At 42.7% G+C, this 26,204-nt stretch carries 23 protein-coding genes and 1 tRNA gene; 18 read left to right on the top strand and 6 right to left on the bottom strand.

What is annotated here, in order from left to right; all coding sequences use genetic code 11:
- Nucleotides 1–19: 19 nt before the first annotated feature.
- Nucleotides 20–96: transfer RNA gene (locus ABE954_RS06030), tRNA-Arg, on the bottom strand.
- Between the two features lie 187 nt (nt 97–283).
- Here ABE954_RS06030 and folD point away from each other — a divergent pair.
- The 5 genes from folD to fruA all read left to right on the top strand — a co-directional run bounded on the left by folD (nt 284) and on the right by fruA (nt 5,594).
- Nucleotides 284–1,141, top strand: coding sequence for a bifunctional methylenetetrahydrofolate dehydrogenase/methenyltetrahydrofolate cyclohydrolase FolD (folD, locus tag ABE954_RS06025; protein WP_042845338.1), 858 nt, complete (start codon nt 284–286; stop codon nt 1,139–1,141).
- Nucleotides 1,142–1,158: 17 nt separating this feature from the next.
- Nucleotides 1,159–1,371: a ribosome-associated protein YbcJ gene (gene ybcJ, locus ABE954_RS06020; protein ID WP_071548520.1), complete on the top strand. Its 213-nt coding sequence runs from the start codon at nt 1,159–1,161 to the stop codon at nt 1,369–1,371.
- A 403-nt stretch (nt 1,372–1,774) separates the two neighbouring features.
- Nucleotides 1,775–2,947 carry a fused PTS fructose transporter subunit IIA/HPr protein gene (gene fruB / locus ABE954_RS06015; RefSeq protein WP_166686108.1) on the top strand — a complete coding sequence of 391 codons (1,173 nt, stop codon included), beginning with the start codon at nt 1,775–1,777 and terminating at the stop codon, nt 2,945–2,947.
- Complete coding sequence (fruK, locus tag ABE954_RS06010; protein ID WP_042845343.1) at nt 2,944–3,888, top strand: 1-phosphofructokinase; 945 nt, start codon at nt 2,944–2,946, stop codon at nt 3,886–3,888. The genes fruB and fruK overlap by 4 nt, the downstream gene beginning before the upstream one ends.
- Before the next feature lie 11 nt (nt 3,889–3,899).
- Nucleotides 3,900–5,594 carry a PTS fructose transporter subunit IIBC gene (fruA, locus tag ABE954_RS06005; protein ID WP_210814356.1) on the top strand — a complete coding sequence of 565 codons (1,695 nt, stop codon included), beginning with the start codon at nt 3,900–3,902 and terminating at the stop codon, nt 5,592–5,594.
- Between the two features lie 799 nt (nt 5,595–6,393).
- On the opposite strand, the gene cysS is transcribed toward fruA, so the two are convergent.
- Nucleotides 6,394–7,782: a cysteine--tRNA ligase gene (cysS, locus tag ABE954_RS06000; protein ID WP_129466312.1), complete on the bottom strand. Its 1,389-nt coding sequence runs from the start codon at nt 7,780–7,782 to the stop codon at nt 6,394–6,396.
- 269 nt (nt 7,783–8,051) lie between these two features.
- Here cysS and ppiB point away from each other — a divergent pair, with 269 nt between their 5' ends.
- The 5 genes from ppiB (at nt 8,052) to ABE954_RS05975 (ending at nt 12,387) form a co-directional block, all read left to right on the top strand.
- The gene (gene ppiB / locus ABE954_RS05995) at nt 8,052–8,546 is read left to right on the top strand and encodes a peptidylprolyl isomerase B (RefSeq protein ID WP_042848090.1); all 495 of its coding nucleotides are present in this window, start codon (nt 8,052–8,054) and stop codon (nt 8,544–8,546) included.
- Nucleotides 8,547–8,556: 10 nt separating this feature from the next.
- Nucleotides 8,557–9,282, top strand: a complete 726-nt coding sequence (gene lpxH, locus ABE954_RS05990; protein ID WP_042848091.1) for a UDP-2,3-diacylglucosamine diphosphatase — start codon at nt 8,557–8,559, stop codon at nt 9,280–9,282.
- 149 nt (nt 9,283–9,431) lie between these two features.
- Nucleotides 9,432–9,947: a 5-(carboxyamino)imidazole ribonucleotide mutase gene (purE, locus tag ABE954_RS05985; RefSeq protein WP_210814248.1), complete on the top strand. Its 516-nt coding sequence runs from the start codon at nt 9,432–9,434 to the stop codon at nt 9,945–9,947.
- Complete coding sequence (gene purK, locus ABE954_RS05980; RefSeq protein WP_042848094.1) at nt 9,947–11,029, top strand: 5-(carboxyamino)imidazole ribonucleotide synthase; 1,083 nt, start codon at nt 9,947–9,949, stop codon at nt 11,027–11,029. Before purE ends, purK begins: the two co-directional genes overlap by 1 nt.
- Before the next feature lie 119 nt (nt 11,030–11,148).
- Entirely contained in the window at nt 11,149–12,387 is a 1,239-nt protein-coding gene (locus tag ABE954_RS05975; protein WP_217008418.1) for a CynX/NimT family MFS transporter, read from the top strand.
- Between the two features lie 129 nt (nt 12,388–12,516).
- Here ABE954_RS05975 and ABE954_RS05970 read toward each other — a convergent pair whose 3' ends face one another.
- The 3 genes from ABE954_RS05970 to ybbA form a co-directional block, all read right to left on the bottom strand.
- Complete coding sequence (locus ABE954_RS05970; protein ID WP_042848098.1) at nt 12,517–13,887, bottom strand: esterase-like activity of phytase family protein; 1,371 nt, start codon at nt 13,885–13,887, stop codon at nt 12,517–12,519.
- Between the two features lie 214 nt (nt 13,888–14,101).
- Entirely contained in the window at nt 14,102–16,549 is a 2,448-nt protein-coding gene (gene ybbP, locus ABE954_RS05965) for a putative ABC transporter permease subunit YbbP (protein ID WP_371025799.1), read from the bottom strand.
- Nucleotides 16,546–17,232 carry a putative ABC transporter ATP-binding protein YbbA gene (gene ybbA, locus ABE954_RS05960; RefSeq protein ID WP_042848102.1) on the bottom strand — a complete coding sequence of 229 codons (687 nt, stop codon included), beginning with the start codon at nt 17,230–17,232 and terminating at the stop codon, nt 16,546–16,548. The genes ybbP and ybbA overlap by 4 nt, the downstream gene beginning before the upstream one ends.
- Between ybbA and tesA the strand changes: the two genes are divergently transcribed.
- From tesA to ABE954_RS05935, 5 genes are all read left to right on the top strand, one after another.
- A complete protein-coding gene (gene tesA, locus ABE954_RS05955) occupies nt 17,200–17,841 on the top strand; it encodes a multifunctional acyl-CoA thioesterase I/protease I/lysophospholipase L1 (protein WP_129466315.1) in 642 nt (213 codons plus the stop codon). The two genes, ybbA and tesA, sit on opposite strands and share 33 nt — an antisense overlap.
- 79 nt (nt 17,842–17,920) lie before the next feature.
- On the top strand, nt 17,921–18,724 hold the full coding sequence (locus ABE954_RS05950) for an SDR family oxidoreductase (RefSeq protein ID WP_042848107.1): 804 nt from the start codon (nt 17,921–17,923) through the stop codon (nt 18,722–18,724).
- 60 nt (nt 18,725–18,784) lie between these two features.
- A complete protein-coding gene (locus tag ABE954_RS05945; protein ID WP_042848109.1) occupies nt 18,785–19,642 on the top strand; it encodes a co-chaperone YbbN in 858 nt (285 codons plus the stop codon).
- 13 nt (nt 19,643–19,655) lie between these two features.
- Complete coding sequence (locus tag ABE954_RS05940; protein ID WP_042848111.1) at nt 19,656–20,600, top strand: SPFH domain-containing protein; 945 nt, start codon at nt 19,656–19,658, stop codon at nt 20,598–20,600.
- Complete coding sequence (locus ABE954_RS05935; protein ID WP_129466316.1) at nt 20,597–21,076, top strand: NfeD family protein; 480 nt, start codon at nt 20,597–20,599, stop codon at nt 21,074–21,076. The genes ABE954_RS05940 and ABE954_RS05935 overlap by 4 nt, the downstream gene beginning before the upstream one ends.
- On the opposite strand, the gene cueR is transcribed toward ABE954_RS05935, so the two are convergent.
- On the bottom strand, nt 21,030–21,440 hold the full coding sequence (cueR, locus tag ABE954_RS05930) for a Cu(I)-responsive transcriptional regulator (RefSeq protein ID WP_129466317.1): 411 nt from the start codon (nt 21,438–21,440) through the stop codon (nt 21,030–21,032). The genes ABE954_RS05935 and cueR overlap by 47 nt on opposite strands.
- Before the next feature lie 117 nt (nt 21,441–21,557).
- Between cueR and copA the strand changes: the two genes are divergently transcribed.
- From copA to ABE954_RS05915, 3 genes are all read left to right on the top strand, one after another.
- Nucleotides 21,558–24,500, top strand: coding sequence for a copper-exporting P-type ATPase CopA (gene copA, locus ABE954_RS05925; RefSeq protein WP_042848116.1), 2,943 nt, complete (start codon nt 21,558–21,560; stop codon nt 24,498–24,500).
- 151 nt (nt 24,501–24,651) lie between these two features.
- On the top strand, nt 24,652–25,233 hold the full coding sequence (locus tag ABE954_RS05920) for an HdeD family acid-resistance protein (protein ID WP_042848118.1): 582 nt from the start codon (nt 24,652–24,654) through the stop codon (nt 25,231–25,233).
- Between the two features lie 170 nt (nt 25,234–25,403).
- Nucleotides 25,404–26,201 (top strand): TraB/GumN family protein, encoded by a 798-nt coding sequence (locus ABE954_RS05915; RefSeq protein ID WP_129466318.1) that lies wholly within the window; start codon nt 25,404–25,406, stop codon nt 26,199–26,201.
- Nucleotides 26,202–26,204 lie beyond the last annotated feature (3 nt).

The following is a 26,204-nucleotide window of genomic DNA, read 5'->3' as shown; positions in this document are numbered from 1 at the left end:
ACTTTGAAATACTTGAGAATGGTACGCCCTACAGGATTCGAACCTGTGACCTACGGCTTAGAAGGCCGTTGCTCTATCCAACTGAGCTAAGGGCGCATTGATAATGCAGGTAGCCTATATGGCTGATGGCGTTGAATTATACGGTTGCTGAGCGCCGAGTCAATGGCTTTTCGCTACTAAAATTACTAGATGCTCAATTTATGTAACAGTTTGAACTGACAATAGTGTGAAGTTCTGACAAAATAGAGATATTACCGTGTCTCATATATGGATTAAGTTACAGATGTTAGCAAAAATTATTGATGGGAAAACGATTGCGCAGACAATTAGGCAAGAAGTTGCCCAAAAAGTACAGTTACGTTTAGAACAAGGAAAACGCGCTCCAGGGCTTGCCGTTATTTTAGTCGGTGCCAACCCTGCCTCGCAAATCTATGTTGGCAGTAAGCGTCGTGCTTGTGAAGAAGTCGGTTTTATTTCGCGTTCCTATGATTTACCTGATACAACGTCAGAAGCGGAATTACTAAAACTGATTGACGATTTAAACCAAGATACCCAAATTGATGGGATCTTAGTTCAATTGCCATTACCTGCGGGCATTGATAACGTTAAAGTTATTGAACGCATTCATCCAGACAAAGATGTTGATGGCTTCCACCCCTACAATGTGGGTCGCCTTTGCCAGCGAGCACCTCGCTTACGCCCTTGCACACCAAGGGGCATCGTTACGTTGCTAGAACGCTATAATATCAATACACACGGTTTAAATGCCGTTATTATTGGCGCATCTAACATCGTTGGTCGCCCAATGAGCCTAGAGCTACTATTAGCAGGTTGCACCACAACCGTTACCCATCGTTTTACCCAAGACTTAGAACAACATGTGCGCAATGCGGACTTACTTGTTGTTGCGGTTGGTAAGCCTAATTTTATTCCAGGAGAGTGGATTAAACCTGGTGCTATCGTTGTTGATGTTGGTATTAACCGTTTAGAAAATGGTAAAGTAACAGGGGATATTGATTTTGATGAGGCGTCAAAACGCGCATCTTGGATAACCCCCGTTCCCGGTGGAGTTGGGCCAATGACCGTAGCAACCCTGATTCAAAACACGTTACAAGCGTGTGAAGAGTACCACGATATTTAATGTAATCTGGAGCAACAATGGAAATTTTCAATCTTGATGGGCATCCGCACGTCGAACTGTGCGATTTGCTAAAAATTCAAGGCTGGGCTGAAAGTGGCGCAATGGCTAAAGCAATGATTGCTGATGGCTTAGTACAAGTCGACGGCGTCGTTGAAACACGTAAACGCTGCAAAATTTTGGCTGGAAAAACCGTTTCAATGGGTAGTGAAACAGTCAGAGTTGAAGAATAGTTTATTTGGGTAAGCTGAGCCAGTCAGCTTACCCACCTCCCTCTTTACCCCATCATAACACTCCTTTATCTGTTAGCTCATTTCCAAGTAAACCATCAACAATTTATTTTGAGATATTTTTTATCCCCTGCCTTTTTAAAAAAACATTATTCTTTGTTTTTGATAAGAAAATAATTTCAGCAACACTTCAGCTCGCAATAAAACTCTCCTTATAAAACGTATTTATTTAAGTTAAAAAATTTAACTTAGATCTCAATTTCAACATAATTTTCTTCTATTCCATAGACAAGACTAAACGATTCAGCTATCGTTGTTAACGATAACATGATTAACAAACAATCAGATCTGCTCGTAAGCATTCTTTCTGGCTGGTCCGGTTATCACTAAATAATCAGGAGAAATTATGTTTAGCCTATCAATTAATGATATCCATCTTGCTGCATCAGCAACTGACAAAAAGAGTGCCATTGAACAAGTGGCTCTAGCATTAGAAAACTCAGGTTATGTTAAAAGTGGTTATGTACAAGGGATGCTTAATCGAGAACTGCAAGCCCCCACTTTTTTAGGCAATGGGATTGCTATTCCTCATGGGACAACAGACACTCGAGACCAAGTATTAAAAACGGGTTTCTCTGTATTCCAATTTCCTCATGGTGTTGAATGGGGCGATGGGCAAACTGCTTACATTGTCATTGGTATTGCTGCTCAATCTAATGAACATTTAGAATTGCTTCGCCAATTGACCCACGTTATTAGTGATGAAAATATTGCGCAAGCAATGGTAAAGGCAAATACACCTAAAGCACTAAAGCAATTATTAATGGGAGAAAGCCAAATTCAGCCATTAAAATTTGACGATACGATGGTTACTATTAATGCCCATGCAGATAATATTAATACACTGAAAATACAAAATATTATTAACCTACAAAATGCCCAAATAGTGAGTACTGACTTTATTACGCAAGTGCTCACTGAAACACCTTATTACCTTGGACAAGGTATTTGGCTAAGTGATAGCCCTGTTGGGAACATTCAAAATGGTATTGCGTTATCGGTCGCCAAAAACACCTTTCATTTTCAAGAGCATCCGGTCAAAGCCTTAATCACCATTTCTTATGCGAATAACCAAGTTGAGTCATTTCTATCAAAAGTAAGTCAGTTATTACAAAACCAACAAATCAGTCATATTTTAAAAAATGATAACGTTAACTCTTTAGTTTCACGCTTTACAAATGAACAAAACACAAACTCCCCTTCCCCCTCCGATTCACTTATAGAACCAAGCCAGTCTGGGATCACTCAAGATTTTACCATTATGAATCCACATGGCTTGCATACTCGTCCAAGTACCCTGTTAGTCAGCACTATTAAAAAATTCGAAAGCACAATCACCGTCAGTAACCTTGATGGGACAGCAGTACCTGTTAATGGGCGTAGTTTAATGAAAATAGTCAGTTTAGGCGCTAAATGTGGCCATCGTTTACGAATTCACGCAGAAGGAGTTGATGCACAGCAAGCGATAAGCACGATTGGCGAAGCCATTAATTCCGGACTTGGAGAACAAATTCCATGAGTAGAAGAGTTGCAACTATCACTTTAAACCCAGCTTATGACTTAGTTGGTCTGTTAACTGATATCCATCGTGGTGATGTGAATTTAGTTAAAACTGCAGGTCTTCACGCAGCAGGAAAAGGGATCAATGTCGCCAAAGTACTTAAAAATTTAGATATTGATGTCACCGTCGGTGGTTTTTTAGGAAAAGAAAACCAAGATGGCTTTCAAAAAGTCTTTAGTGAAACGGGTATCGCGAATCGCTTCCAAGTCGTTGAAGGACGTACACGAATTAATGTGAAACTCACAGAGCAAGCTGGGTCTGTGACTGATTTCAATTTTTCAGGTTTTAGCATTACCAAAGCAGATTGGCAGCGTTTCGTAACAGACTCACTAAGCTGGGCTGGGCAATTCGATATGATTTGTGTTAGCGGAAGTTTACCTCAAGGCGTCGACTTAAATGATTTTACCCAATGGATGCGCCGCCTGCGTGAACAATGCATGTGTGTGATTTTTGATAGTAGCCGCGAAGCCTTTGTCGCAGGCTTAAAAGCATTACCTTGGCTAGTCAAACCCAATCACCGTGAATTAGAAATTTGGGCAGGCAGAGCACTATCTACCCATCAAGAAATTGTTGAGGCCGCGAATCAGCTCCGGCAGCAAGGTATTGCCCATGTTGTCGTTTCTTTGGGTGAAGAAGGTGCTATGTGGGTTAACGCATCAGGGGCTTGGTTTGCAAAACCACCTAAATGCGAAGTTATCAGTACTGTTGGTGCCGGAGACTCCATGGTTGGCGGGCTAATCTATGGCTTATTAATGAGCCAAACTAGTGAACATACCTTACGTCTTGCTACAGCGGTATCCGCACTCGCAGTCTCACAACCTAATGTCGGTGTTACTAACAGAGCTCAACTTGCACGCATGATGGCTCAAATTGACTTACAGCCGTTTACAGTAGAATAAGGGTAAACATGATGAAAATACTAATCGCTCCGAGTCATCAACAAGGTCCTGCTATTGTCTGGCTGGCTATTGATGCCTTAAAAAAAATATCTGCTAGACAAAATATTACGTTTACAGAACAACTTTCAGATGCCGATATTATCATTTGTTTTGAAAATCAACTACCTGATAGCTTTACTTGCATTGATAAAAAAGTTTATTTTGGCCTTCCTGAGCACGCAATTAGGCAACCTGCTGAATTTCTTTCAGCAGCTCTTAGCCAAGCTATATTCTTAACAGAAAATGCTTCAGCACCATCTCATTCATCTCCTCTATCTGTTCTGGCAGTTACCGCCTGCCCTACAGGGGTTGCACATACCTATATGTCAGCAGAAGCTCTTGAAACTGAAGCCAAAAAACGTGGCTGGCATATAAAAGTAGAAACTCGAGGTTCCGTCGGTGTAGGAAACGAAATTACACCAGAAGAAATAGAACGGGCCGATCTTGTTATCGTCGCGGCAGACATTGAAGTCAATGTTGATAAATTTGCGGGGAAAAAAATGTACCGCACCTCCACCAGTGCGGCATTGAAAAAAACAGCTCAAGTAATGGATAAAGCTATAGAAGAAGCGAGTCTATTCACGCCACAATGTGGAACCCCCTCCTCGCAATCACATAAAACCAATGAAAAACGTGGAATATATAAACACTTACTCACTGGAGTGTCTTATATGCTTCCGATGGTTGTTGCCGGAGGTCTGTGCACCGCACTGTCATTTGCTTTTGGTTTGGACGCTTCCAACATTGAAGGGTCACTGGCTTGGGCACTTAGCCTAATTGGTGGACAAACAGCTCTCGCGTTGATGGTGCCAGTGCTATCCGGTTATATCGCCTACTCTATTGCTGATAGGACTGGTTTAACGCCAGGTCTAGTCGGCGGTGTACTTGCAACCACTTTAGGTGCTGGGTTCTTAGGTGGGATTATTTCTGGCTTCCTTGCGGGTTACAGTGCTCATTTTATTAGTACTCGATTAAAATTACCGCAAACAATGGAGGCACTAAAACCAATTTTAATCGTGCCACTAATTTCTACCTTAGTGACCGGCCTAGCCATGATCTATGTAATAGGGCATCCCGTCGCTTGGTTAATGGATTGGCTAACAAACTGGCTAAATACGATGGGAACCACCAATGCCGTGATCTTAGGGGCGATTCTCGGTGCAATGATGTGCACTGACATGGGAGGCCCGGTCAATAAAGCTGCCTATGCTTTTGGTGTGGGACTGTTAAGTTCACAAACTTATGCGCCAATGGCAGCGATTATGGCAGCAGGAATGGTTCCCCCTCTAGCAATGGGTATTGCAACCTTTTTGGCTCGTCATAAATTTGTTCCAGCAGAACGTGAGGCAGGCAAAGCTTCATTTGTTCTAGGATTATGCTTTATTTCTGAAGGAGCCATTCCCTTTGCAGCAAAAGACCCTATCCGTGTTCTCCCTGTTTGTATCATTGGTGGCGCAATAACTGGAGCGTTATCCATGTACTTTGGTATTCAGTTGATGGCACCTCACGGGGGTCTATTTGTGCTGTTAATACCCGGAGCCATTAATCATGTATTGATGTATTTATTCGCGATAGTAGTTGGCACAGTGGTTTCAGGTGTGCTTTATGCCATTGTCAAAAAAGCAACCCCTAAAGAAGCTCAACAAGAAATGGCAAGTATCGCTTAGTCATACCAATTTAAGTTCCATTCCTAGTCCCTGTTGGTAGTCTTATTCCCCCCTTAATTGGGGGGCTTTTATCTAGAACAAAATAAAAACGGTTAGATATCACTACCTAACCGCTTAAATATCTAACGCTTTATTTTTAACTCAATTTATATTTGAAATAAAACTTATATTAATATGCTGAATATTTAATGTTATTGCTAGGCGCTGAACGCGGATAACTTGGGGAGCATACAAAAGTATGTGACCCAAGTAGCCAAGTGATGGCAACACCGCCACAACGTGAAGTTGATTCTTATTAATACGCTAAATAGTTCGTGTTGTGGCTAGGCACCGAAAGCGGATAACTTGGGGAGCATACAAAGGTATGTGACCCAGTAGCCAAGTGATGGCAACACCGCTACAGCGTGAAGTTGACTCTTATTAATACGCTAAATAGTTCGTGTTGTGGCTAGGCGCCGAACGCGGATAACTTGGGGAGCATACAAAGGTATGTGACCCAAGTAGCCAAGTGATGGCAACACCGCCACAACGTGAAGTTGATTCTTATTAATACGCTAAATAGTTCGTATTGTGGCTAGGCACCGAAAGCGGATAACTTAGGGAGCATACAAAGGTATGTGACCCAAGTAGCCAAGTGATGGCAACACCGCCACAGCTTGAAATTAACACTTATTAATACGCTAAATAGTTCGTGTTGTGGCTAGGCGCCGAACGCGGATAACTTGGGGAGCATACAAAAGTATGTGACCCAAGTAGCCAAGTGATGGCAACACCGCCACAGCGCGAAATATGACGCGTATTATTTGCGACGCCACGTAGTGCCAGCCGCACCATCCTCCAACACCACCCCCATTGCAGTAAGTTCATCACGCGCCGCATCCGCTTGTGCCCAATCTTTATTCTGACGCGCATCTAAACGTTGTTGAATTAATGCCTCAATTTTTGCCACTTCCGCATCATCTTCAGTCTGTGCGCCACCTTTTAGGAAACTTTCTGGGTCTTGTTCTAACAAACCTAGAACACCGGCTAGCTCACGAAGTTGTGCCGCCATCCCATTGGCCGCTGACATATCTTCTGATTTCAAGCGGTTTACTTCACGCACCATATCAAACAATACAGAATAGGCTTCTGGAGTATTAAAATCGTCATTCATCGCTTCAATAAAACGAGCTTTAAATTCTTCACCACCAGCTGGTACAGCTGATTTATCGGTGCCTCGTAATGCGGTATACATGCGCTCAAGTGCTGTACGAGCCTGCTTTAAATTTTCTTCGGTATAATTGAGTTGGCTACGATAATGACCAGATAACAAGAAATAACGTACCGTTTCTGCATCGTAATATTCAAGCACATCACGAATAGTAAAAAAGTTATTGAGAGATTTAGACATTTTCTCTCTATCGACCATCACCATCCCTGAGTGCATCCAATAATTAACATATGGGCCATCATGGGCACAGGTAGATTGTGCAATTTCGTTTTCATGGTGTGGGAACATTAAGTCAGAGCCCCCACCGTGAATATCAAAATGGTTACCTAACGTTTTGCTATTCATCGCGGAACATTCAATATGCCAGCCTGGGCGACCTAAACCCCAAGGTGACTCCCAACTAGGTTCACCTTGTTTGGACATTTTCCACAACACAAAATCCATTGGATTTCGTTTAACATCCGCAACTTCAACGCGTGCACCCGCTTGCAGTTGTTCTAAATCTTGGCGCGACAATAAGCCATAATTCGGGTCAGTTTTTACCTCAAACATGACATCGCCATTACCTGCAACATACGCGTGTCCACGTTCAATTAAACTTTGGGTTAATTCAATAATTTCACTAATATGGCGTGTTGCACGTGGCTCGCTGTCTGGGCGCAAGATATTTAAAGCATCGAAATCTTTATGCATTTCAGCCAGCATACGCGTTGTCAGCGCTTCAACGCTTTCATTATTTTCCGCCGCACGTTTAATGATTTTATCGTCAATATCAGTCACATTACGAACATAATTCAAGTCATAACCTAAATAACGTAAATAACGGCTAATTGCATCAAACGCTACAAATGTACGGCCATGACCGATATGACACAAGTCGTAGATAGTGATGCCACACACATACATCCCAATCTTACCTGCGTGGATGGGCTTAAACTCTTCTTTTTGGCGACTTAGTGTATTAAAAATTTGCAGCATCTGAACTTTTCCATTTTATTTGAAAAATGATTATCGATTTCTATCGATAAAATATCATGTTATTGAACCCCGTTCACCTTAAGAATGCAAGGGTTTAACCTACCTTTACTATCGGTTTTTTCATTGTATTTAAGACGCACCTATTATGCTATAAAACAGCTACAATGCGTACTGCTGCTTCAAGTCAGGTTTTATCTGTGATATAAACTTGCTGATCTCAACGCTTTCGCAAGATAGCGCATAAAAAACAATTATTCAGGATAGCTATTATGGTTACATTTCATACCAATCACGGTGACATTGTTATCAAAACCTTTGACGATAAAGCCCCCGTCACAGTCGAAAACTTTTTAACTTATTGTCGTGAAGGTTTCTACAATAATACCATTTTCCATCGTGTTATTAATGGTTTCATGATCCAAGGTGGTGGTTTTGAGCCCGGCATGGAACAAAAAAACACTAAAGCTCCTATCAAAAATGAAGCTAACAACGGTGTCAAAAACAGCCGTGGTACATTAGCAATGGCTCGTACCAACGACCCACATTCTGCAACCGCACAATTTTTTATTAACGTTGTTGATAATGACTTCTTAAACTTCCGCTCAGAGCGCCCTGATGGCTGGGGTTACTGCGTATTTGCAGAGGTTGTTGAAGGCATGGACGTTGTCGACAAAATCAAAGGGGTATCTACTGGTCGCAGTGGGTTCCACCAAGACGTTCCTCGTGAAGATGTAATCATTGAGAAAGTGACAGTTAGCGAGTAAGCCTGAGCGCATGTCCACTTATATCATTGCAGATTTGCATTTGAGTGAAGATGAACCGGCGATCACCGCCGGTTTTATTAATTTTATTCAACAGCAAGCCATCCACGCCGATAGCCTGTATATCCTCGGTGATTTTTTTAATTATTGGGTGGGTGATGATGATCAAGGCCCGCTTCATCAACTTGTTGCTAACGAATTAAAAACACTGACAAGTCAGGGAGTCCCTTGCTATTTCATTCACGGAAATCGGGATTTTTTGATGGGTAAACGTTACGCCAAACAATGTGGCATGACTATTTTGCCCCAAGAAACATTGCTGGAACTTTATGGCAATCGCATTTTGATTTTACACGGTGATACTTTATGCACTGATGATGCCGCTTATCAAAACTACCGTAAAAAAGTCCATACTCCATGGGTTCAACGTATTTTTCTTGCACTTCCCTTATTTATTCGCCGCCGCATTGCCCAAAAAATGCGCCAAAATAGCCAGTATGCAAGCAGTATGAAAGCAGAATCCATCATGGATGTTAATCCTCAAGCGGTTATTGACGCACTAAAAAGGCACCAAGCCCAATGGATGATCCACGGTCATACCCACCGCCCTGCTATTCATGAAATCAATATTGGTGGTAAAGTTCATTTTCGTGGCGTGTTAGGTGCATGGCATCATGAAGGTTCTGCCTTTGTTATCAATCAACAAGGTATCGAACTCATTTTCTTCCCATTCGAATAACGCTTCTGCAACTTCTTGGTTGTAAACATAACTGATTGCCTATTTATTAATCACGCAAACGTTTTCCTTGCTGCTTTGTCGTGATATGATCGGCACAATTCAATTCTCCGCCTTCGGGTGACGTTTTTTTCAATACAGGAAAGCACCAAATGACTGCCCAAGCTTCTGATCAATCTGCGGCAAAAATCGCCATTGTTATGGGTTCGAAAAGTGACTGGACAACCATGCAGCATGCTGCTGATGTGTTAACCGAGCTCCAACTCCCTTTTCATGTCGAAATAGTCTCAGCACACCGCACCCCAGACAAACTGTTTTCTTTCGCTGAAAATGCGAAAGAAAATGGCTTTGATGTGATTATTGCCGGTGCTGGCGGAGCCGCTCATTTACCGGGTATGTTAGCAGCGAAAACCTTAGTTCCTGTATTTGGCGTTCCTGTACAAAGTGCTGCACTCAGTGGCGTCGATAGCCTCTATTCTATCGTACAAATGCCCAAAGGGGTCCCCGTTGGGACCTTAGCTATAGGCAAAGCAGGCGCTGCCAATGCGGCTTTATTAGCCGCTCAAGTACTCGCAATCAGTGACTTCGTCGTTTTCAATCGCCTCGCTGCATGGCGTGCGACGCAAACTAATGATGTGTTAAACAACCCAGATCCGAGGGAAGCCTAATGAAGCCCGTCTGCGTTCTTGGTAATGGCCAATTAGGCCGAATGCTTCGCCAAGCGGGCGAGCCATTAGGTATCGCTGTTTTTCCTGTTGGCCTTGATGCGGAACCTGAGGCGGTTCCTTATCAACAAAGCGTGATCACTGCGGAAATTGAACGCTGGCCTGAAACCCCATTAACAAAAGAACTCGCACGTCATAACGCTTTTATTAATCGTGATATTTTTCCACGCCTAGCGGATAGGTTCCCACAAAAAAGCCTATTTGATAGTTTGCAGCTTGCAACGGCGCCTTGGGCACGGCTTGAGTCACCAGAACAATGGCCTGAGCTATTCGCTACGTTAGGGGACTTTCTCATCGTCAAGCGTAGAACTGGCGGTTACGATGGCCGAGGGCAATGGAGAGTGCGCCCCGGCGATGAAACTCAATTGCCCGCAGAAATTTATGGTGAGTGCATCGTTGAGCAAGGCATTCCCTTTGATGGCGAAGTGTCTGTGATTGGCGCACGCAACCAAGCAGGGGAGTCCGTTTTCTACCCAATCACCCATAACCTTCATCAAGAAGGGATCTTGCGTACCAGCGTCGCTTTCCCTAAATCTGCTACTCCATTACAAGCGCAAGCGCAGGCGATGTTAAGTGCAGTCATGGATGAATTAGGTTATATCGGTGTCATGGCAATGGAATGTTTCGTGGTTGGCGATAACTTACTTATCAATGAGATTGCCCCTCGCGTTCATAATAGTGGGCATTGGACTCAAAACGGTGCCTCCATTAGCCAATTCGAATTACATTTAAGGGCAATTTTAAACTTGCCGATGCCATCCCCTGAGGTTTATAGCCCTGCGGTTATGGTCAACCTTATTGGCACTAATATCAACCTTGACTGGCTTAAACTACCGCTTATTCACCTACACTGGTATGAAAAAGAAGTACGCCCTGCCCGTAAAGTTGGTCATTTAAATTTAGCCCATAATGATTACCAGCAACTTATTTCAACCCTTAATAGCCTAATTCCGCTTTTACCAAATGAGTACAAAAGTGGCATTGAGTGGGCAAATGCAAAATTAGACTGGCACTCTCAGCAATAAATAGCGAAAATAACGCTTAATCGATGCCCGAACATGTTTTCGGGCATTCTGCTATTTTTGGCCGTCACCCAATCAATACGTATCCTGGTTTCAAGGTGTGCGGCATTACCGGAGTTAATATGTCCTCGCAGCCTTTTAGTCCGCTTTATCAATGGTGCATTCTCATCCTTTTAGGGCTGGTTTACTTTTTAGCCACCGCAACAACCTTTACCTCTTTGGGTGTGGTACTACCGGAGATGATAAGCGAACTTAAATGGAGCTGGAGCGAAGCAGGCTTCGGTTTTACTTTACTCGGGTTAACCTGTGGTCTCGCCAGTTTTCTCCCTTCACTTCTTATCCGTAAAATGGGGGTACGCGCCACTTTACTGTTGGGAACATTGGTCTTTATCACGGGTTTTTATAACTTATACTCCACACATACCATCAGTACTTATTTTCTTGGCACAGCACTAATTGGGATAGGTTTTACCCTACTGGCTACCGTTCCAGGGACTTATGTCCTCTCACGGTTATTTGAAAAACAATCTCTCGCCTTTGGGATGTATTTCACCATAGGCGGGTTAGGTGGCGTAGCAGGCCCATGGATCTACTTTTATGCCTCTAATCAGCTCGGCTCATGGCGTATGCATTGGGTGCTTTGCGCCGTTTACCTGAGCATTGTTACTTTAATCACGATTTTTATGTTGCGCGAAGGCAAACAAGAACAAGCTCATGCAAAAAAAGTGATGCAAAAACAAGTGAGTGATGCCAATAAACCCATTTATCGTACTGCTGAAGTATGGACTGTCGGCAGAGCACTGCGTACATGGCAATTTTATTTAATTGCAGCAACCTACACCTCTTTTTTATGGTGTGGCATTACTGTCAACAGCTTTGCCGTGGCACATATTGAGGAGCGCGGGTTTGGTATGACCGTTGCAGTTTCATTACTTAGTACAATGGCATTTGTTAATGCATTCTCAAGGTTTATTGGTGGAGCTGCTGGTGAATGGTTAGAACCTAAAAAACTATTAATTGGTAGTCTAATCATTATGGTACTTGGCGTGGTTTTCCTAAGCATTGCGACATCTTGGTTATGGCTCATTTTATTCGTACTGTGTGTCGGTGTTGGGTATGGTATGACCTTCCTTGCATCGAGTGTTCTGCTGTCTAACTATTTTGGTCGTGGCCCTTATTTAGAATTGTTTTCCGTGGTAAATTTAATTTCTACTATTGCCTGTTTGGCCCCTTTTATCGCTGGCGCAATAAAAGATTTTACAGGCAGCTTCACCCCAGCATTTTTAATTATTGCTGCCCCTGTTGTCGTTATTTTACTGCTAACATTGATGATGAAGCCTCCTGTACTCAATACCCAATAAAAAATCCCGAGACTCTAGCTCGGGAAAGATTAAAACCAAGGGAAAATAAGCTAAAAGACCAGATATTGGATCAACACATGCGTATCAGTTTATGCCACCCAACATCGTGTTAAAGTGGCATAAAATAAATTAAGGTTTTAGTAACTCAGGGACTTTCAGTAAAATAAATTCGTTGTCATCCGCTTTATTCGGGTCACGGCTCGATGAGAATGGGAAATTATTGTCATTCCCCACAATAATATGTTCATCATCCACAATATCCACATTTTCAATAGTAAAGAATGGGAAGGTAAATACGCCCTCGTTTAACGCTTTTCTTGCTTGGTTATTCGGGTCTTTAATCTGCATCAAATCTATATATGCTTGCTTATCGACCGCACCGCCTACATTTTTATCCGAGAACTCAATGCGATATACGCGTTTAAATTTCGCTAAATGACTAAAACAATTTTCAGTGTTACTACTACCCGCTGCACATGCCTTGTCAGCTGTCCCCTCGCCATTATCACGCTCAATAATTAAACCGTGGGTATCATCAATTAAATTGAAATCACCAATCGCATTTTGGTTATCTTCAAAGACATACAACCAACTTCTGCCTGTCCAACCTTGTTTCTTGACATCAAATTCCAAAATGCGAGCGGCTCGCTTACCATCCACACTTTCATAGTCTTGCTTTTTATCGTCCCAAATTGCCCCTTCTAGCATCGGATATAATTTTGAGCCATCCGGTGATGATGCCATCCCTTCGAAACCTTTTGAGCGATTAACTTGAAAAGCCACTGTATCAGATGGTTTGCCTGGCGTTGTTACTTGGTAGTGATCTGGAGAAATCACTTTTTCCCCATTCACTTGGGTTTCAAACAATGCCAAGACTTTACCATCAAGGTCCATCTTGATTAAATAAGGGCCAAATTCATCACCTACCCATAACGCACCATCAGCAAACTGAAAGCTTTCTGGGTCGAAATCACTCCCCGTCAGATAACGTTCTTTTGAGTCTTCATTAATAATATGAAAAGGAATAATTTTATTTGGGTCATGGAAGAAAACGGTTTTCAATGGTGTCGTTTTACCTGATTTAAAATCAATATCATATTGCGTGATATATAACATAGAATCTGGTGAATTTACTTTGTTACCAAAGCCGTTATCAGTCAAAACCCAATAAGTACCATCAGCCATATGCTTGATACCTGAATGACCTTGCCGCGGTTGACCTTTAATTGGAATAGACATCCCTGTTGGTCGATCAGCAGATTTACCTTCGACTTTACCGAGAGTATCAACACGAGTCCCCGTAGTAAATTTACCGCTAACTTGTAAACCTGAAGGCGCATTGTGTGGCGCTGAAACCGTTGAATCAACAGGCAAAATAGAATGCCCAGCCAGCGTTGCTGGTACTTCCTGTTGAGCGAACCCTGAAATGCTAAAAGTAATTAAACTTGCCAACAAAGATAAAGAACCGAACTTACGCTTAATAGAATTGTTATATTGCATTGTTATATTTCCACTGTATGACCATCAATAATAGACAGCGGAATCATAACTATAGTGAATGACAATTTTGTGATGAATTAAAGACAGTTATTTGACTAGAGACACCAACAAACGGCCTGCTATGATTAAGGGCAAGCAAACAGCACTCATACTTGCCCCTTTATTTAAGTTAACTTTTAGCATTACAGACCGCCTAACGCTAAAAATCACCCTGTTAACTATTTGGTAGCCGCCTGTGCTGGTTTCCTGTTCCAACCAGACGCAGCCCCAGCCACCCGCCACAAATAGATAACAATAAGGCGGCACTTAAAGGGAGTAATACCCACATACGCCACTCGGGTTGCCATGGAAAATCAAATACTTTATTTTGCAGTAACCATAACGCGATTTCTGCGCCAAATGCAGCCGCAAGACCCGCCATTAAACCAAGTAAAGCAAATTCACTCCACAATGTTCTTCGCATCAGTTTTTTACTTGCACCGAGGGTGCGATAAACAACCAACTCACGTTCGCGCTGGCTCATTCCCACTTGGATCTGCGCTAATAGCAACAGTATTCCACAGAAGATAACCAACACAACCATTACTTCAAGAGCTTGGCTGACTTGCTGAAGAATTTGCTGGATCTGTGTGATAATCGCCCCAGTATCAAGGACATTAATAGTTGGATACTGACGACTAAGTTGTGTCAATAACTGACCATCGCCTTCGTAATGGAAGCTACTTAGCCAAGTTGCTGGCATGGCCGATAACGTTTCTTCTGAAAAAATAAAATAGAAGTTTGGCCGTAAACTTTCCCAATCAACAGTACGAATACTGCTTACTGTTGCCGAAAACACCTGAGCACCTGCGTTAAAAGTAAGTTTATCGCCGATTTTTAAACCTAGCTCTTTAACCACCGTCTGTTCAATTGAAACTTCACCTGCTTTAGGTGGCCACGTCCCTTCATCCACTACATTCGCAGGGGCTAATTCCGATTGCCATGTTAAACTTAATTCACGCCTAACCGTATTATTATTGGGATCTCGCTCATCTGCCCATTCAATAGCAGATTGATCGTTAATATCCGTTAAACGTGCAAGTACCACAGGGTTAAACTCTGTCGGTTTAACTTGGTACTGTGCAAGTAATTTTGTCACAGGCTCAAGCTGTGAGTGATTCATGTTGATCAAAAAATAATTAGGGCTATCCGCAGGAAGTTGCTGCTGCCAACGATCAAGAAGATCACCGCGCACTAAGATCAATAACGCCAATAACATAAACGATAATGAAAATGCACTCATCTGAGTAATCGTTTGTAGTGGTTGCCTTAGTAACCGGCTCACAGAAAGACGTAAGCTAAGCTGGCGGAATTTAATATGTCGAAGCCCCCATAGCCCTAGCCAACCAATTAAAGCCAATAAAATAGCAACAACCACAATCCCTGCTAGAATCGACCATAACAGTGGGTTTACCCCCGCAAAGATAAATAAACCACCAACAACAATGAATACTACGATAGGTAAATAATAATATAGTGGCCAAACAGGAGACTGAGCATCATCCCGTAATACCCTTGAAGGCTGAGTTGCCATAAGTTGGTAATAAGGCCGGCTACCAACAATAATAGCAATAATAAATAGGGTACCTACAGCCCAAACCCAAGGCATTAAGCTTGCTGATGGAAGTTCTTTCGGTAACATGGCCCCAAGGATTTGCATTAAAATGCCTTCAAAAGCCAACCCTAATAATGAGCCGAGTAGTGCCGCAGCAATTAAGATCACCAACCATTGGCCAATAATCCATTTCCGTAACGCATTTCGCCCTGCACCTAAGGTTTTAAGCACTGCTATTAACTGGTGACGGCTGCGACAATAATGGGTCATAGACACCACTACCGCGGCAATGGCTAACAATAAGGTTAATAAAACTGACAGTAACAAGAACTGTTGCGCCCGCTGGAAGGTTTTTCCGACCGCCCCGTTATTCTCACTTAAAGTATACCAACGTTGGTCACTTCGGAGCTGTTGATCAAATTTTTGTTGAAAACTGCTGACCATGTCGGTATCACCAGCAAACATATCGCGATATGTTAAACGGCTCCCCAATTGAATTGCCCCTGTTAATGGTGCATCTTCAATCGCAATTAATACCCTTGGCGCTATTTGAAATGGGTTAAAACCGCTATCAGGTTCTTGGAGCAATTTACCTGAAATTTTAAGTGTGGCATCACCAATATCGAGGCTATCTCCAACTTTAAGTCCCAATAACTCAAGTAGCCGTGGTGCAACTAAAACCTGCCCTTGTCTAGGCTGTAAGCCTTCAGGTTCAGTTACTAACCCACCATAGAGTGGGTAAGCGTTATCTGCGGCTTTGACTAGTACCAGTTGCGGCCTTGCATCTTCATCTTCGGTTGCATATGCCATCGTCGAAAATGAAATCTGCTGGCTCAGCTGTAGCCCTGTATTTTTCGCTTCTTGCAACCATTTTGGGTCAGCGGGGTGTGAAGAACGTAAAACTAAATCACCAGCCAGTAACTCACGGCTTTGGTAACTCATACTATTTTCAATACGATCACTAATGCGCCCCAACGCTAATACGCAGGCAACAGCAAGCGTCAATGCAAGCCAAACAATAAGTAGCGATGGTGTTTTCCATTCACGCCAAAACCAACGCCAAATCATATTTCTTCCCTCAATTGCCCATCAACTAACCGTAAACGACGCTGGCAACGAGCGGCTAATTCGTTATCATGAGTGACTAAAATTAAGGTTGTGCCATGGTCTTTATTCATAGCAAATAATAAATCAGCAATTTTATCCCCAGTATGGCGGTCTAAATTCCCCGTTGGCTCATCTGCAAACAAAATTTTCGGGCGCCCATTAAAAGCGCGAGCTAATGCAACCCGTTGCTGCTCCCCTCCTGAAAGCTGAGCCGGCATATGATTAAGGCGTTTCCCTAGCCCTAATTCAGCCAGTAAATCAGCGGCTTGTTGGTAGCTTTTTGATTCAGATTCACCACGTAATAAGGCAGGTAGCTGCACGTTTTCAACCGCATTTAATGTTGGAATAAGCATAAAAGACTGGAAAACAAAACCGACACTTTCAGCACGTAAACGCGCACGTTGTTCTTCATCCATACGGGTTAGCTCTTGCCCTAGTAAACTAACCGTGCCACTAGAACCATCATCTAAGCCTGCGATGATCCCCAATAGGGTCGATTTTCCAGATCCAGACTCGCCAATTAAAGCAATTGTTTGACCGGGCTCGACAATTAGCTCAACACCTTGCAATATAGTCAGTTCATGTTCACCTTGACCAACACGTTTAATGAGATGATGAACTTCAAGAATATTATTCGCCGACATATATTGGTTTTTCTCCTGTTACTAACCGCGAGTGGACACGCACTGGCGTCAACTAAGTTATTGATCTTAGGGGATAGCCTGAGTGCAGGCTACCGTTTACCGGCTGAGCAGGCTTGGGCCTCGCTACTTGCCGACCGTTGGCAGAAACTGTCACCGCCCATTGCAGTTATTAATGGCAGCATCAGTGGGAATACCTCAGCACAAGGGCTTGAACGCCTTTCTACCTTACTTACACAAAACAAACCAAACTGGGTTCTGATTGAATTAGGTGCAAATGATGGCTTACAAGGCCTCCCTGTTGAGGATCTCGAAACTAATTTACAGCAAATTATCGACCAAATAGAGCAATCTGGTGCAAAACCGCTCTTAATGCAAATTCGTATTCCACCCAATTATGGAAAACGTTATACAACAAGCTTTGAAAAAGTTTATCCCAAACTTGCTGAAAATAATAAAATACCTTTATTACCATTTTATATGGAAACAGTGATTACAAAGCCTGAATGGATACAACAAGATGGTATTCATCCTACAGTAGAAGCCCAACCATCAATTGCTGATTTTATGGAAAAGCAACTTTCTGCGCATATTTTACCGTCTAAGCAGTAAAATAATGGCTAAACTCAGAGTATAAAAGCCCTCTTTTATACTCGAAATAATTTAAATTGCATGGAATCAAGGTAAAGTTATGCAAACATCAGCACGAAACAAAAAATCAATCTTGGTTACCGGAGCATCGAGTGGTATTGGCTTTTGTGCTGCACAAACCCTACGCCAGCGTGGTTACCATGTTATTGCCGCTTGTCGAAAAGAAAGCGATATTTTACGCCTTCAAGCACTTGGCTATGACACGGTCTCCCTTGATCTTAATGATAACAATAGCATAGATGCTGCGGCACAAACTGTATTATCTCTCTGTAACCATCGGCTTTTCGGATTATTCAATAACGCAGGGTTTGGCGTATATGGGCCTTTAAGTAGCATTAGTCGCGAGCAACTCGAAGCGCAATTTTCCACCAATTTTTTTGGTGTCCACCAGCTTACCTTACAATTACTCCCTTCCATGCTAGAGCACCATGAAGGCCGAATAATTCAAACTAGCTCCGTAATGGGCATTATTTCGACCCCTGGCCGCGGGGCCTATGCAGCCAGTAAATATGCCCTTGAAGCTTGGTCAGATGCATTACGATTAGAGCTAAAAGGTAGCGGTGTATTTATCAGCTTAATTGAACCCGGCCCTATTCATACTGCATTTACCCAAAATGTCGAACAAACTCAAAAAGATAAACCCATTCAAAACCCAGGGATTGCTTCTCGCTTTACATTAACGCCAGAGCATGTGGTTGAGAAACTAATCCATGCTTTAGAAAGCCCACGCCCCAAAGTACGCTATTCAGTCACATTATTAACCGTTGCCGTGCGTATACTTAAACGTATTCTACCCGACAAATTAATGGATAAAATACTGGCAAATCAGGGGAAAAAGGCTTGAAAAAAGCAAAATCAGCCCCACTCTACTATTAATGTTAAAAAAATTCTAAAGAGATACCTTATGTTTGCTAACGCTCAAATTATCGATATCAACGAAACTAACCTGCATCAAGTCATTGAACAATCAATGAACTTACCTGTCATGTTTTATTTTTGGTCCCCTCGCAGCCCACACTGCCAAGATTTTGGTACCCTGTTGGAAAAAATCACCAATGACTATGCAGGTTTATTTATTTTAGCTAAAGTTAATTGTGATGAAGAACAAATGATTGCAGGTCAATTTGGCTTAAAAGCAATCCCAACCGTCTATGTATTGCAAAATGGTCGCCCCGTCGATGGCTTTGAAGGGCCACAACCTGAAGAGGTTGTGCTAGAAATTTTATCTCGGGTACTCCCTAGCCCAGAAGAAATGAAAGCGGCACAAGCCGCGGAGCTAATCGCGGAAGGTAAAGCACAAGAAGCATTACCATTATTAAAAGAAGCTAACCAACTTAACCCTAAAAATAGTGACATCACACTATTATTGGCAGAAACACAAATTAGCTTAAACTTAGTTGATGATGCCCAAATCACCCTAAATAGTGTTCCATTACAAGATAAAGACAGCCGTTATCAAGGTTTAGTTGCTCAGATTGAATTGCTGAAACAAGCTGCAGATACCCCAGAAATTCAACAATTGCAGGATGAATTTAACCAAGAACCACAAAATACAAATTTAGCAGTACAATTGGCATTAAAACTCCATGAAGTGAACCGTAATGAAGAAGCACTGGAATTATTATTTGGCTTCTTACGTAAAGATTTGGGCGCTGGTGAAGGTGCCGTTAAAAAAACTATGATGGATATCATGTCAGCAATGGGTACTGGCGATGCGTTAGCAAGTAAATATCGCCGCCAAGTTTATTCATTACTTTATTAATTAAGAGGTCGATATGGACTTGTTCGCCTATGGTGCAATACCGATTATCATTTTTGTCGCTATCGTTATTGTTTTTACCTGTGTTAAAACAGTGCCTCAAGGTTTCCAATGGACTGTAGAGCGCTTTGGTCGTTACACCCGTACCTTACAACCAGGCTTACATATCATCGTGCCATTTATGGATAAAATAGGCCGTCGTATTAATATGATGGAACAAGTCCTTGATATCCCATCTCAAGAAGTCATTTCTCGGGATAACGCCAACGTCACTATCGATGCCGTGTGCTTTATTCAGGTCGTAGACCCTGTTCGTGCAGCTTATGAGGTCAGTAATCTAGAGTTATCCGTACTGAATTTAACCATGACCAATATTCGTACTGTATTAGGTTCAATGGAACTTGACGAAATGCTGTCTCAACGTGATTCTATCAATACTCGCTTATTACATGTCGTTGATGAAGCAACTAACCCTTGGGGGGTTAAAATCACCCGTATTGAAATTCGTGATGTCAAACCACCAAAAGAACTTATCAGCGCGATGAATGCACAAATGAAGGCTGAACGGACTAAGCGTGCTGATATTTTGGAAGCTGAAGGGGTTCGCCAAGCGGCTATTTTAAAAGCCGAAGGTGAAAAACAATCCCAAATCCTAAAAGCAGAAGGTGAACGCCAGTCTGCTTTCTTACAAGCAGAAGCGCGGGAAAGAGCCGCGGAAGCCGAAGCGAAAGCGACTCAAATGGTGTCCGATGCTATAGCCGCAGGGGATATGCAAGCGATTAACTATTTCGTTGCCCAGAAGTACACTGATGCGCTAACCAGTATTGGTTCCGCTGAAAATAGCAAAGTGATTATGATGCCATTAGAAGCTAGCAATCTAATGGGAGCAATCGGCGGAATTACAGAGCTAATCGGCGAAAGTAAAAAAGCCAACAATACCAAAAAACAGGTCGCAGAATGATAGAGCTTATCAGTGCTCAGCCGGCATGGTTTTGGCTGTGTCTTGGTGGGCTATTGCTAATTGCCGAACTACTTGGTACTGGCGGCTATCTACTATGGTCAGGAATTGCCGCTGTTGCCGTCGGGTTACTCACTTGGTTACTGCCATTTCTTGGTTGGGAATGGCAAGGAATTTTATTCGCCGTATTAACGGTTGTGTCTGCCGTTTTATGGCGTAAGTGGTTAAGTGGGCGAAAGAAAACGACTGCCGATGACGTCAATCAAATTAGTCACCAACTGGTTGGCTTCAAAGCACGTTTATTAACCGATACTGAAGAGGGCTATAGCCGCATACGCCTTGCCGATGGCAGTTGGCGTGTTTATAGCGACGTCCCTCTTTCTGTAAACACTGAAGTGGTCGTCGTTGCCGTTGATGGTATCACTTTGAAAGTTAAGCCTTCTGATGGTGACAACAACTACGCGCCAAATGGTCAATAATTGGGCAGTCAGCACCATCATCCCCGGGGCACACATCGACAAGCTCTTGTAATGTATCTCGAATAGCAGACAATTTTACGATTGTCTGCTCTATTTCATTTATCTTAGCAATAGTTGTGCTTTTTACATCCGCACTATGTCTGCTGGGGTTACGGAATAACCCTAACAGCTCGCCACATTCATCCAGTGTAAAGCCAACGTCTTTTGCTTGTTTGAGTAACACAAGTTCATTCAAGTGCCTCTCTTGATAATAGCGGTAGCTATTCTCCCCCCTTTCTGGTGGAGTAATTAGCCCTTTCTCTTCATAAAAACGAATCGCTTTTGCAGTTAGGCCAGTTTTTTTGGCAATTTCACTAATATTCATAATTCCTCTTGACCTTAACCTTGCTGGAAGGTGTAACCTTTGCATATCGACGAATTATAGACCAAATTAAAGATAAAATTATAGACCCATTTACTAAAAGGGTTTGGAGGCTGGAAAATGAGTAATAAAGTTATATTGAAATTACAAGGGCTAAGCTGCATGCATTGCGTCAGTTCAGTCACTAAAGCATTGGAAAGTCGTGATGATGTGGCTAACCTTAAAGTTACCATCGACTATGCTGTTTTTGACAGTGATACCGATGCAACTGATTTTATTCCTACAATCACCGACGCTGGCTATGAAGCTACAGTCGCAACAACCCCTGACGTACAATTACAGCTTTCCGGTCTAAACTGCATGAAATGTGCAGGTAAAACCCAGCAAGCACTTGAATCCGTTGATGGTGTTGCCGTCGCAATTGTTGATACCACGCATGCAAAAGTCTATGGAACCGCTGATCCACAAGCTTTAATTAGCGCGGTTCAGCAAGCCGGTTATCATGCGGAGCTTGCACTACCTAATACAACAACACTAGCTCTTTCTGGCTTAAGTTGCATGAAATGTGCAGCGAAAACGCAACAAGCTTTAGAAGCCGTTGAGGGGGTTGAACGTGCTGAAGTTGATACTAAATCGGCTGTTGTTCACGGTCATGCTTCCGTTGATGCACTAATTAGTGCAATTGAAGGGGCAGGATATCAAGCATCCCTCAGTCAAGAAGGTTCTGAATCCCCAAAAACTGAGCCGCTGACGATAGAAACTGAACAGCCGGAAGCTGATTCAGCGGCAATATGTGATATTCCGGCACAGCAGTCTGATTTAGATGAACAACCTAACATAACACCAACCGATGACAGTGTTCAATTATTATTAGACGGGATGACTTGTGCCAGTTGTGTCAGTAAAGTGCAAAAAGCATTAAATAGCGTCCCAGGTGTTGAGAATGCACGTGTAAATTTAGCTGAACGCAGTGCGTTAGTTACAGGAACCGCAGTCCCTGAAGACCTGATTAACGCCGTCATAAAAGCCGGTTATGGCGCTGAAATTATTCAAGATGAAGCAAAACGCCGCGAACGACAGCAAGAAGTGGCGCAGGGAAATATGCGTCGTTTTCGCTGGCAATCAGCGTTAGCACTCGCTCTTGGTATCCCAGTGATGGTCTGGGGGATGATGGGCGATAATATGGTGCTCACTGAGCAAAACCATACTATTTGGCTAACCATTGGTCTGTTAACCCTTGCCGTCATGGTGTTTGCAGGCGGCCACTTTTACCGTAATGCATGGCAAAGCCTAAAAAATGGCAGTGCCACAATGGATACCCTAGTTGCACTAGGAACAGGTGCAGCTTGGCTTTACTCTATCGTCGTCAATATTTGGCCAGAGTGGTTTCCTGATCAGGCAAGGCACCTTTATTACGAAGCCAGTGCAATGATTATCGGTCTGATTAACCTAGGCCATGCGCTAGAGCAACGTGCTCGTCAGCGTTCATCAAAAGCTCTCGAAAGGCTATTGGATTTAACGCCCCCTACTGCCCGTGTCGTCACAGAGCAAGGCGAAGTGGATATGCCATTAGAGCAGGTGACAAAAGGGATGGTGTTACGCTTAGCGACGGGCGACCGCGTACCTGTCGATGGTGAAATCATTGAAGGAGAAGTCTGGCTAGATGAAGCAATGCTAACTGGTGAGCCAATCCCTCAGCAAAAAAGCAAGGGTGACCAAGTCCATGCAGGTACTGTAGTTCAGGATGGAACTGTGCTATTTCGCGCAGCAGCTGTGGGGAGTCAAACTACCTTAGCTCGTATTATTTATCTTGTTCGCCAAGCACAAAGCAGCAAACCACAAATCGGCCAACTTGCTGACCGTATTTCTGCGGTATTTGTACCTATCGTCGTGGCTATTGCTTTGATTTCAGGTGCCATCTGGTACTTTGTTGGCCCTGCCCCACAAATTACCTATGCACTGGTCATTACCACCACGGTACTTATTATTGCTTGTCCTTGTGCCTTAGGTTTAGCGACGCCTATGTCCATTATTTCAGGCGTAGGTCGAGCTGCTGAATTTGGTGTCTTAGTGCGTGATGCAGATGCGTTACAACAAGCCAGTGAATTAGATACCATAGTATTCGATAAGACAGGTACATTGACTGAGGGTATGCCACAAGTTACCGATATCCATGTATTTAATGGTTATGAACAAGATACCGCCTTACAACTGGCGGCCTCATTGGAAAATGGTTCTAATCACCCATTAGCACGTGCGGTATTAGCCCGAGCAAAAGGCTTAACATTACCAACCAATGAGCAATTTAGGACTCTCGCAGGCCTTGGTGTCAGCGCCATCATTAATGGGCAAACCATTTTATTAGGCAACCAAAAGCTGTTAACACAAAATAATATCGACACCCGCGATATTGAAGAGACATTGCATCAACAAGCAACTCAAGGTGTAACACCTGTCATGTTAGCGGTGGATGGCAAAGTCGCTGCACTATTATCTATCCGTGACCCATTACGTGAAGACAGCATAAGTGCGCTGGCGCGTTTACATAAACAAGGTTTCCGTTTAGTCATGTTAACCGGAGACAACCCAGTAACCGCCAATGCGATAGCCAAAGAAGCGGGTATTGATGAAGTTATCGCCGGCGTAATGCCTGACGGTAAATCAGCAGCAATCGAAGCCTTGCAAGCCAAAGGCCACAAAGTGGCGATGGTCGGTGATGGTATCAATGATGCCCCTGCTCTAGCCCGAGCTGACGTTGGTATTGCGATGGGTGGCGGTAGTGATATCGCGATTGAGACCGCATCCATTACCTTAATGCGCCAAAGCTTACATGGCGTTGCCGATGCAGTGTCTATTTCAAAAGGAACACTGCGTAACATGAAACAAAACCTGTTTGGTGCCTTTGTTTATAACACATTAGGCATTCCAATCGCGGCGGGTATTTTATACCCAATTACGGGGACTTTACTTAACCCTGTCGTTGCAGGTGCAGCAATGGCCTTATCATCCATTACCGTGGTCAGTAACGCCAACCGCTTATTACGCTTTAAACCTGAGAAATAACCCTGTAAGGAGAGGAAATTGATTTCCTCTCCTTTTATCCATTCTCACAGAAAATGCTTTATGCAGTAAAATCTTATTATCTTATATGTTATTAATTGAAAGCGAAGTCTATAATGTTAAATATCCCGTTATTTAATATTTGGAGTACAAAATGCTTAATATTGATAGTGATAAGCTCGCAAAACTCGCTAGTGAAGAGTTTAAAAAACAGCGCACCATTTTGTTAATATTATCTTTTTTACTATTAGCAGGTGGGATTTTTTGTATTATTAACCCAATGATATCTGGTATCGCCGTCAGTACAGTACTAGGTGTTTTGCTTATTATTGGTGGTGTTGGCGCAATTGTGAGCATCTTAAGCACCGTTATTTACACGGGGTGGTCACGCTTATTTGGCTTTATTATTGGGCTAATCTATATCATTGTTGGCTATTCCTTTATCAAAGACCCGCTCCAAAGTCTAATTGCTCTCGCCATTTTTGTAGCCGCTCTTTTTATTATTGGTGGTGTTATTCGGCTATATGTTGGCTTCCAACAAATCAGCTCCGCTAGCGGTTGGTTGCAAATTATTATTGGTCTTTTAGATTTCTTTATCGCCTATTTACTCATCGGAAACGGCCCAATTACGTCAATCACTTTACTGACAACATTGATTGGTATTGAAATGGTATTTAGTTCCTTTAGCTTATTTACGTTGTTAAGCGTGTTTAAAAATATCAATAAGCAAAGTTAATCACTGATAATGCCTCTATTATAGAGGCATTATTTCCTCGGTTTTATCCACCCTTTATTTAATCACTTTTAATGACAAACACACTAAAAATGCGCAATTGACGTTCAACATTCGCAAAATGACCAAAGATTGTTTAACCTAGTTGTCTAACTAAGAATTGGGTAGGGAACATGGGAAAACTTATCGAAAATTTAAAAAATTGGCTCCATATGGAAACTGCGCCAGTCTATCCTTATCCCGCCATTGATGTTCGACTATCAAAGTACCTCAAACTGCACATAGTGGGCAGTATTCATATGGGAACAGAAAATATGTTTCCCTTATCTAGTGTACTATTAGACAAACTTAACCAAGCAGATGCATTGATTGTTGAAGCGGATATTACTGATACCCACTCACCTTTTTCTGACGGTAATACTGAGCTACCTCCAGTCCAACAGCGGTTAACTGATAAAGAGTTCAGTCTTTTCTTACAGTCTTGCCAAGAAATACACCAATCACCTGAACGCTTTGACGCACTACCTTCATGGCAAATCGCGTTGATCTTACAAGCAACACAAGCCCAAGAACTGGGTTTGCGCGGTCATTATGGCATAGACTATCAATTACTCCGCAGTGCCCAATCGCAGAATAAACCTATTATCGAGCTTGAGGGAACCCATTCCCAAGTTGAATTGTTGCTTTCCTTGCCTAATAATGGGCTTACGTTATTACAAGACTCACTGGTTCACTGGCGAGAAAACGCACGTTTACTGCAAACCATGATAGGTTGGTGGCTAGATTACCAACCCAATAATCGAACGATTCTCCCAAATACCTTTAGCGAAGGGACATATCAAGTATTAATGAATCAACGTAATGCAGATTGGGGAAAGAAGCTCAAAGCGCTCCCTGATGGAAATTATGTTGTCGCCGTGGGCGCATTGCATTTATTTGGTGAAAATAGTCTTGTTGAATATTTGCGTTAGTAA

Origin of the sequence: Providencia sp. TYF-12, from assembly GCF_041344805.1 — a bacterium.
Taxonomy (GTDB): Bacteria; Pseudomonadota; Gammaproteobacteria; order Enterobacterales; family Enterobacteriaceae; genus Providencia; species Providencia huashanensis.
Note: the sequence above shows the minus strand (reverse complement) of the source record. Positions and strands in the feature narration are given on the sequence as shown.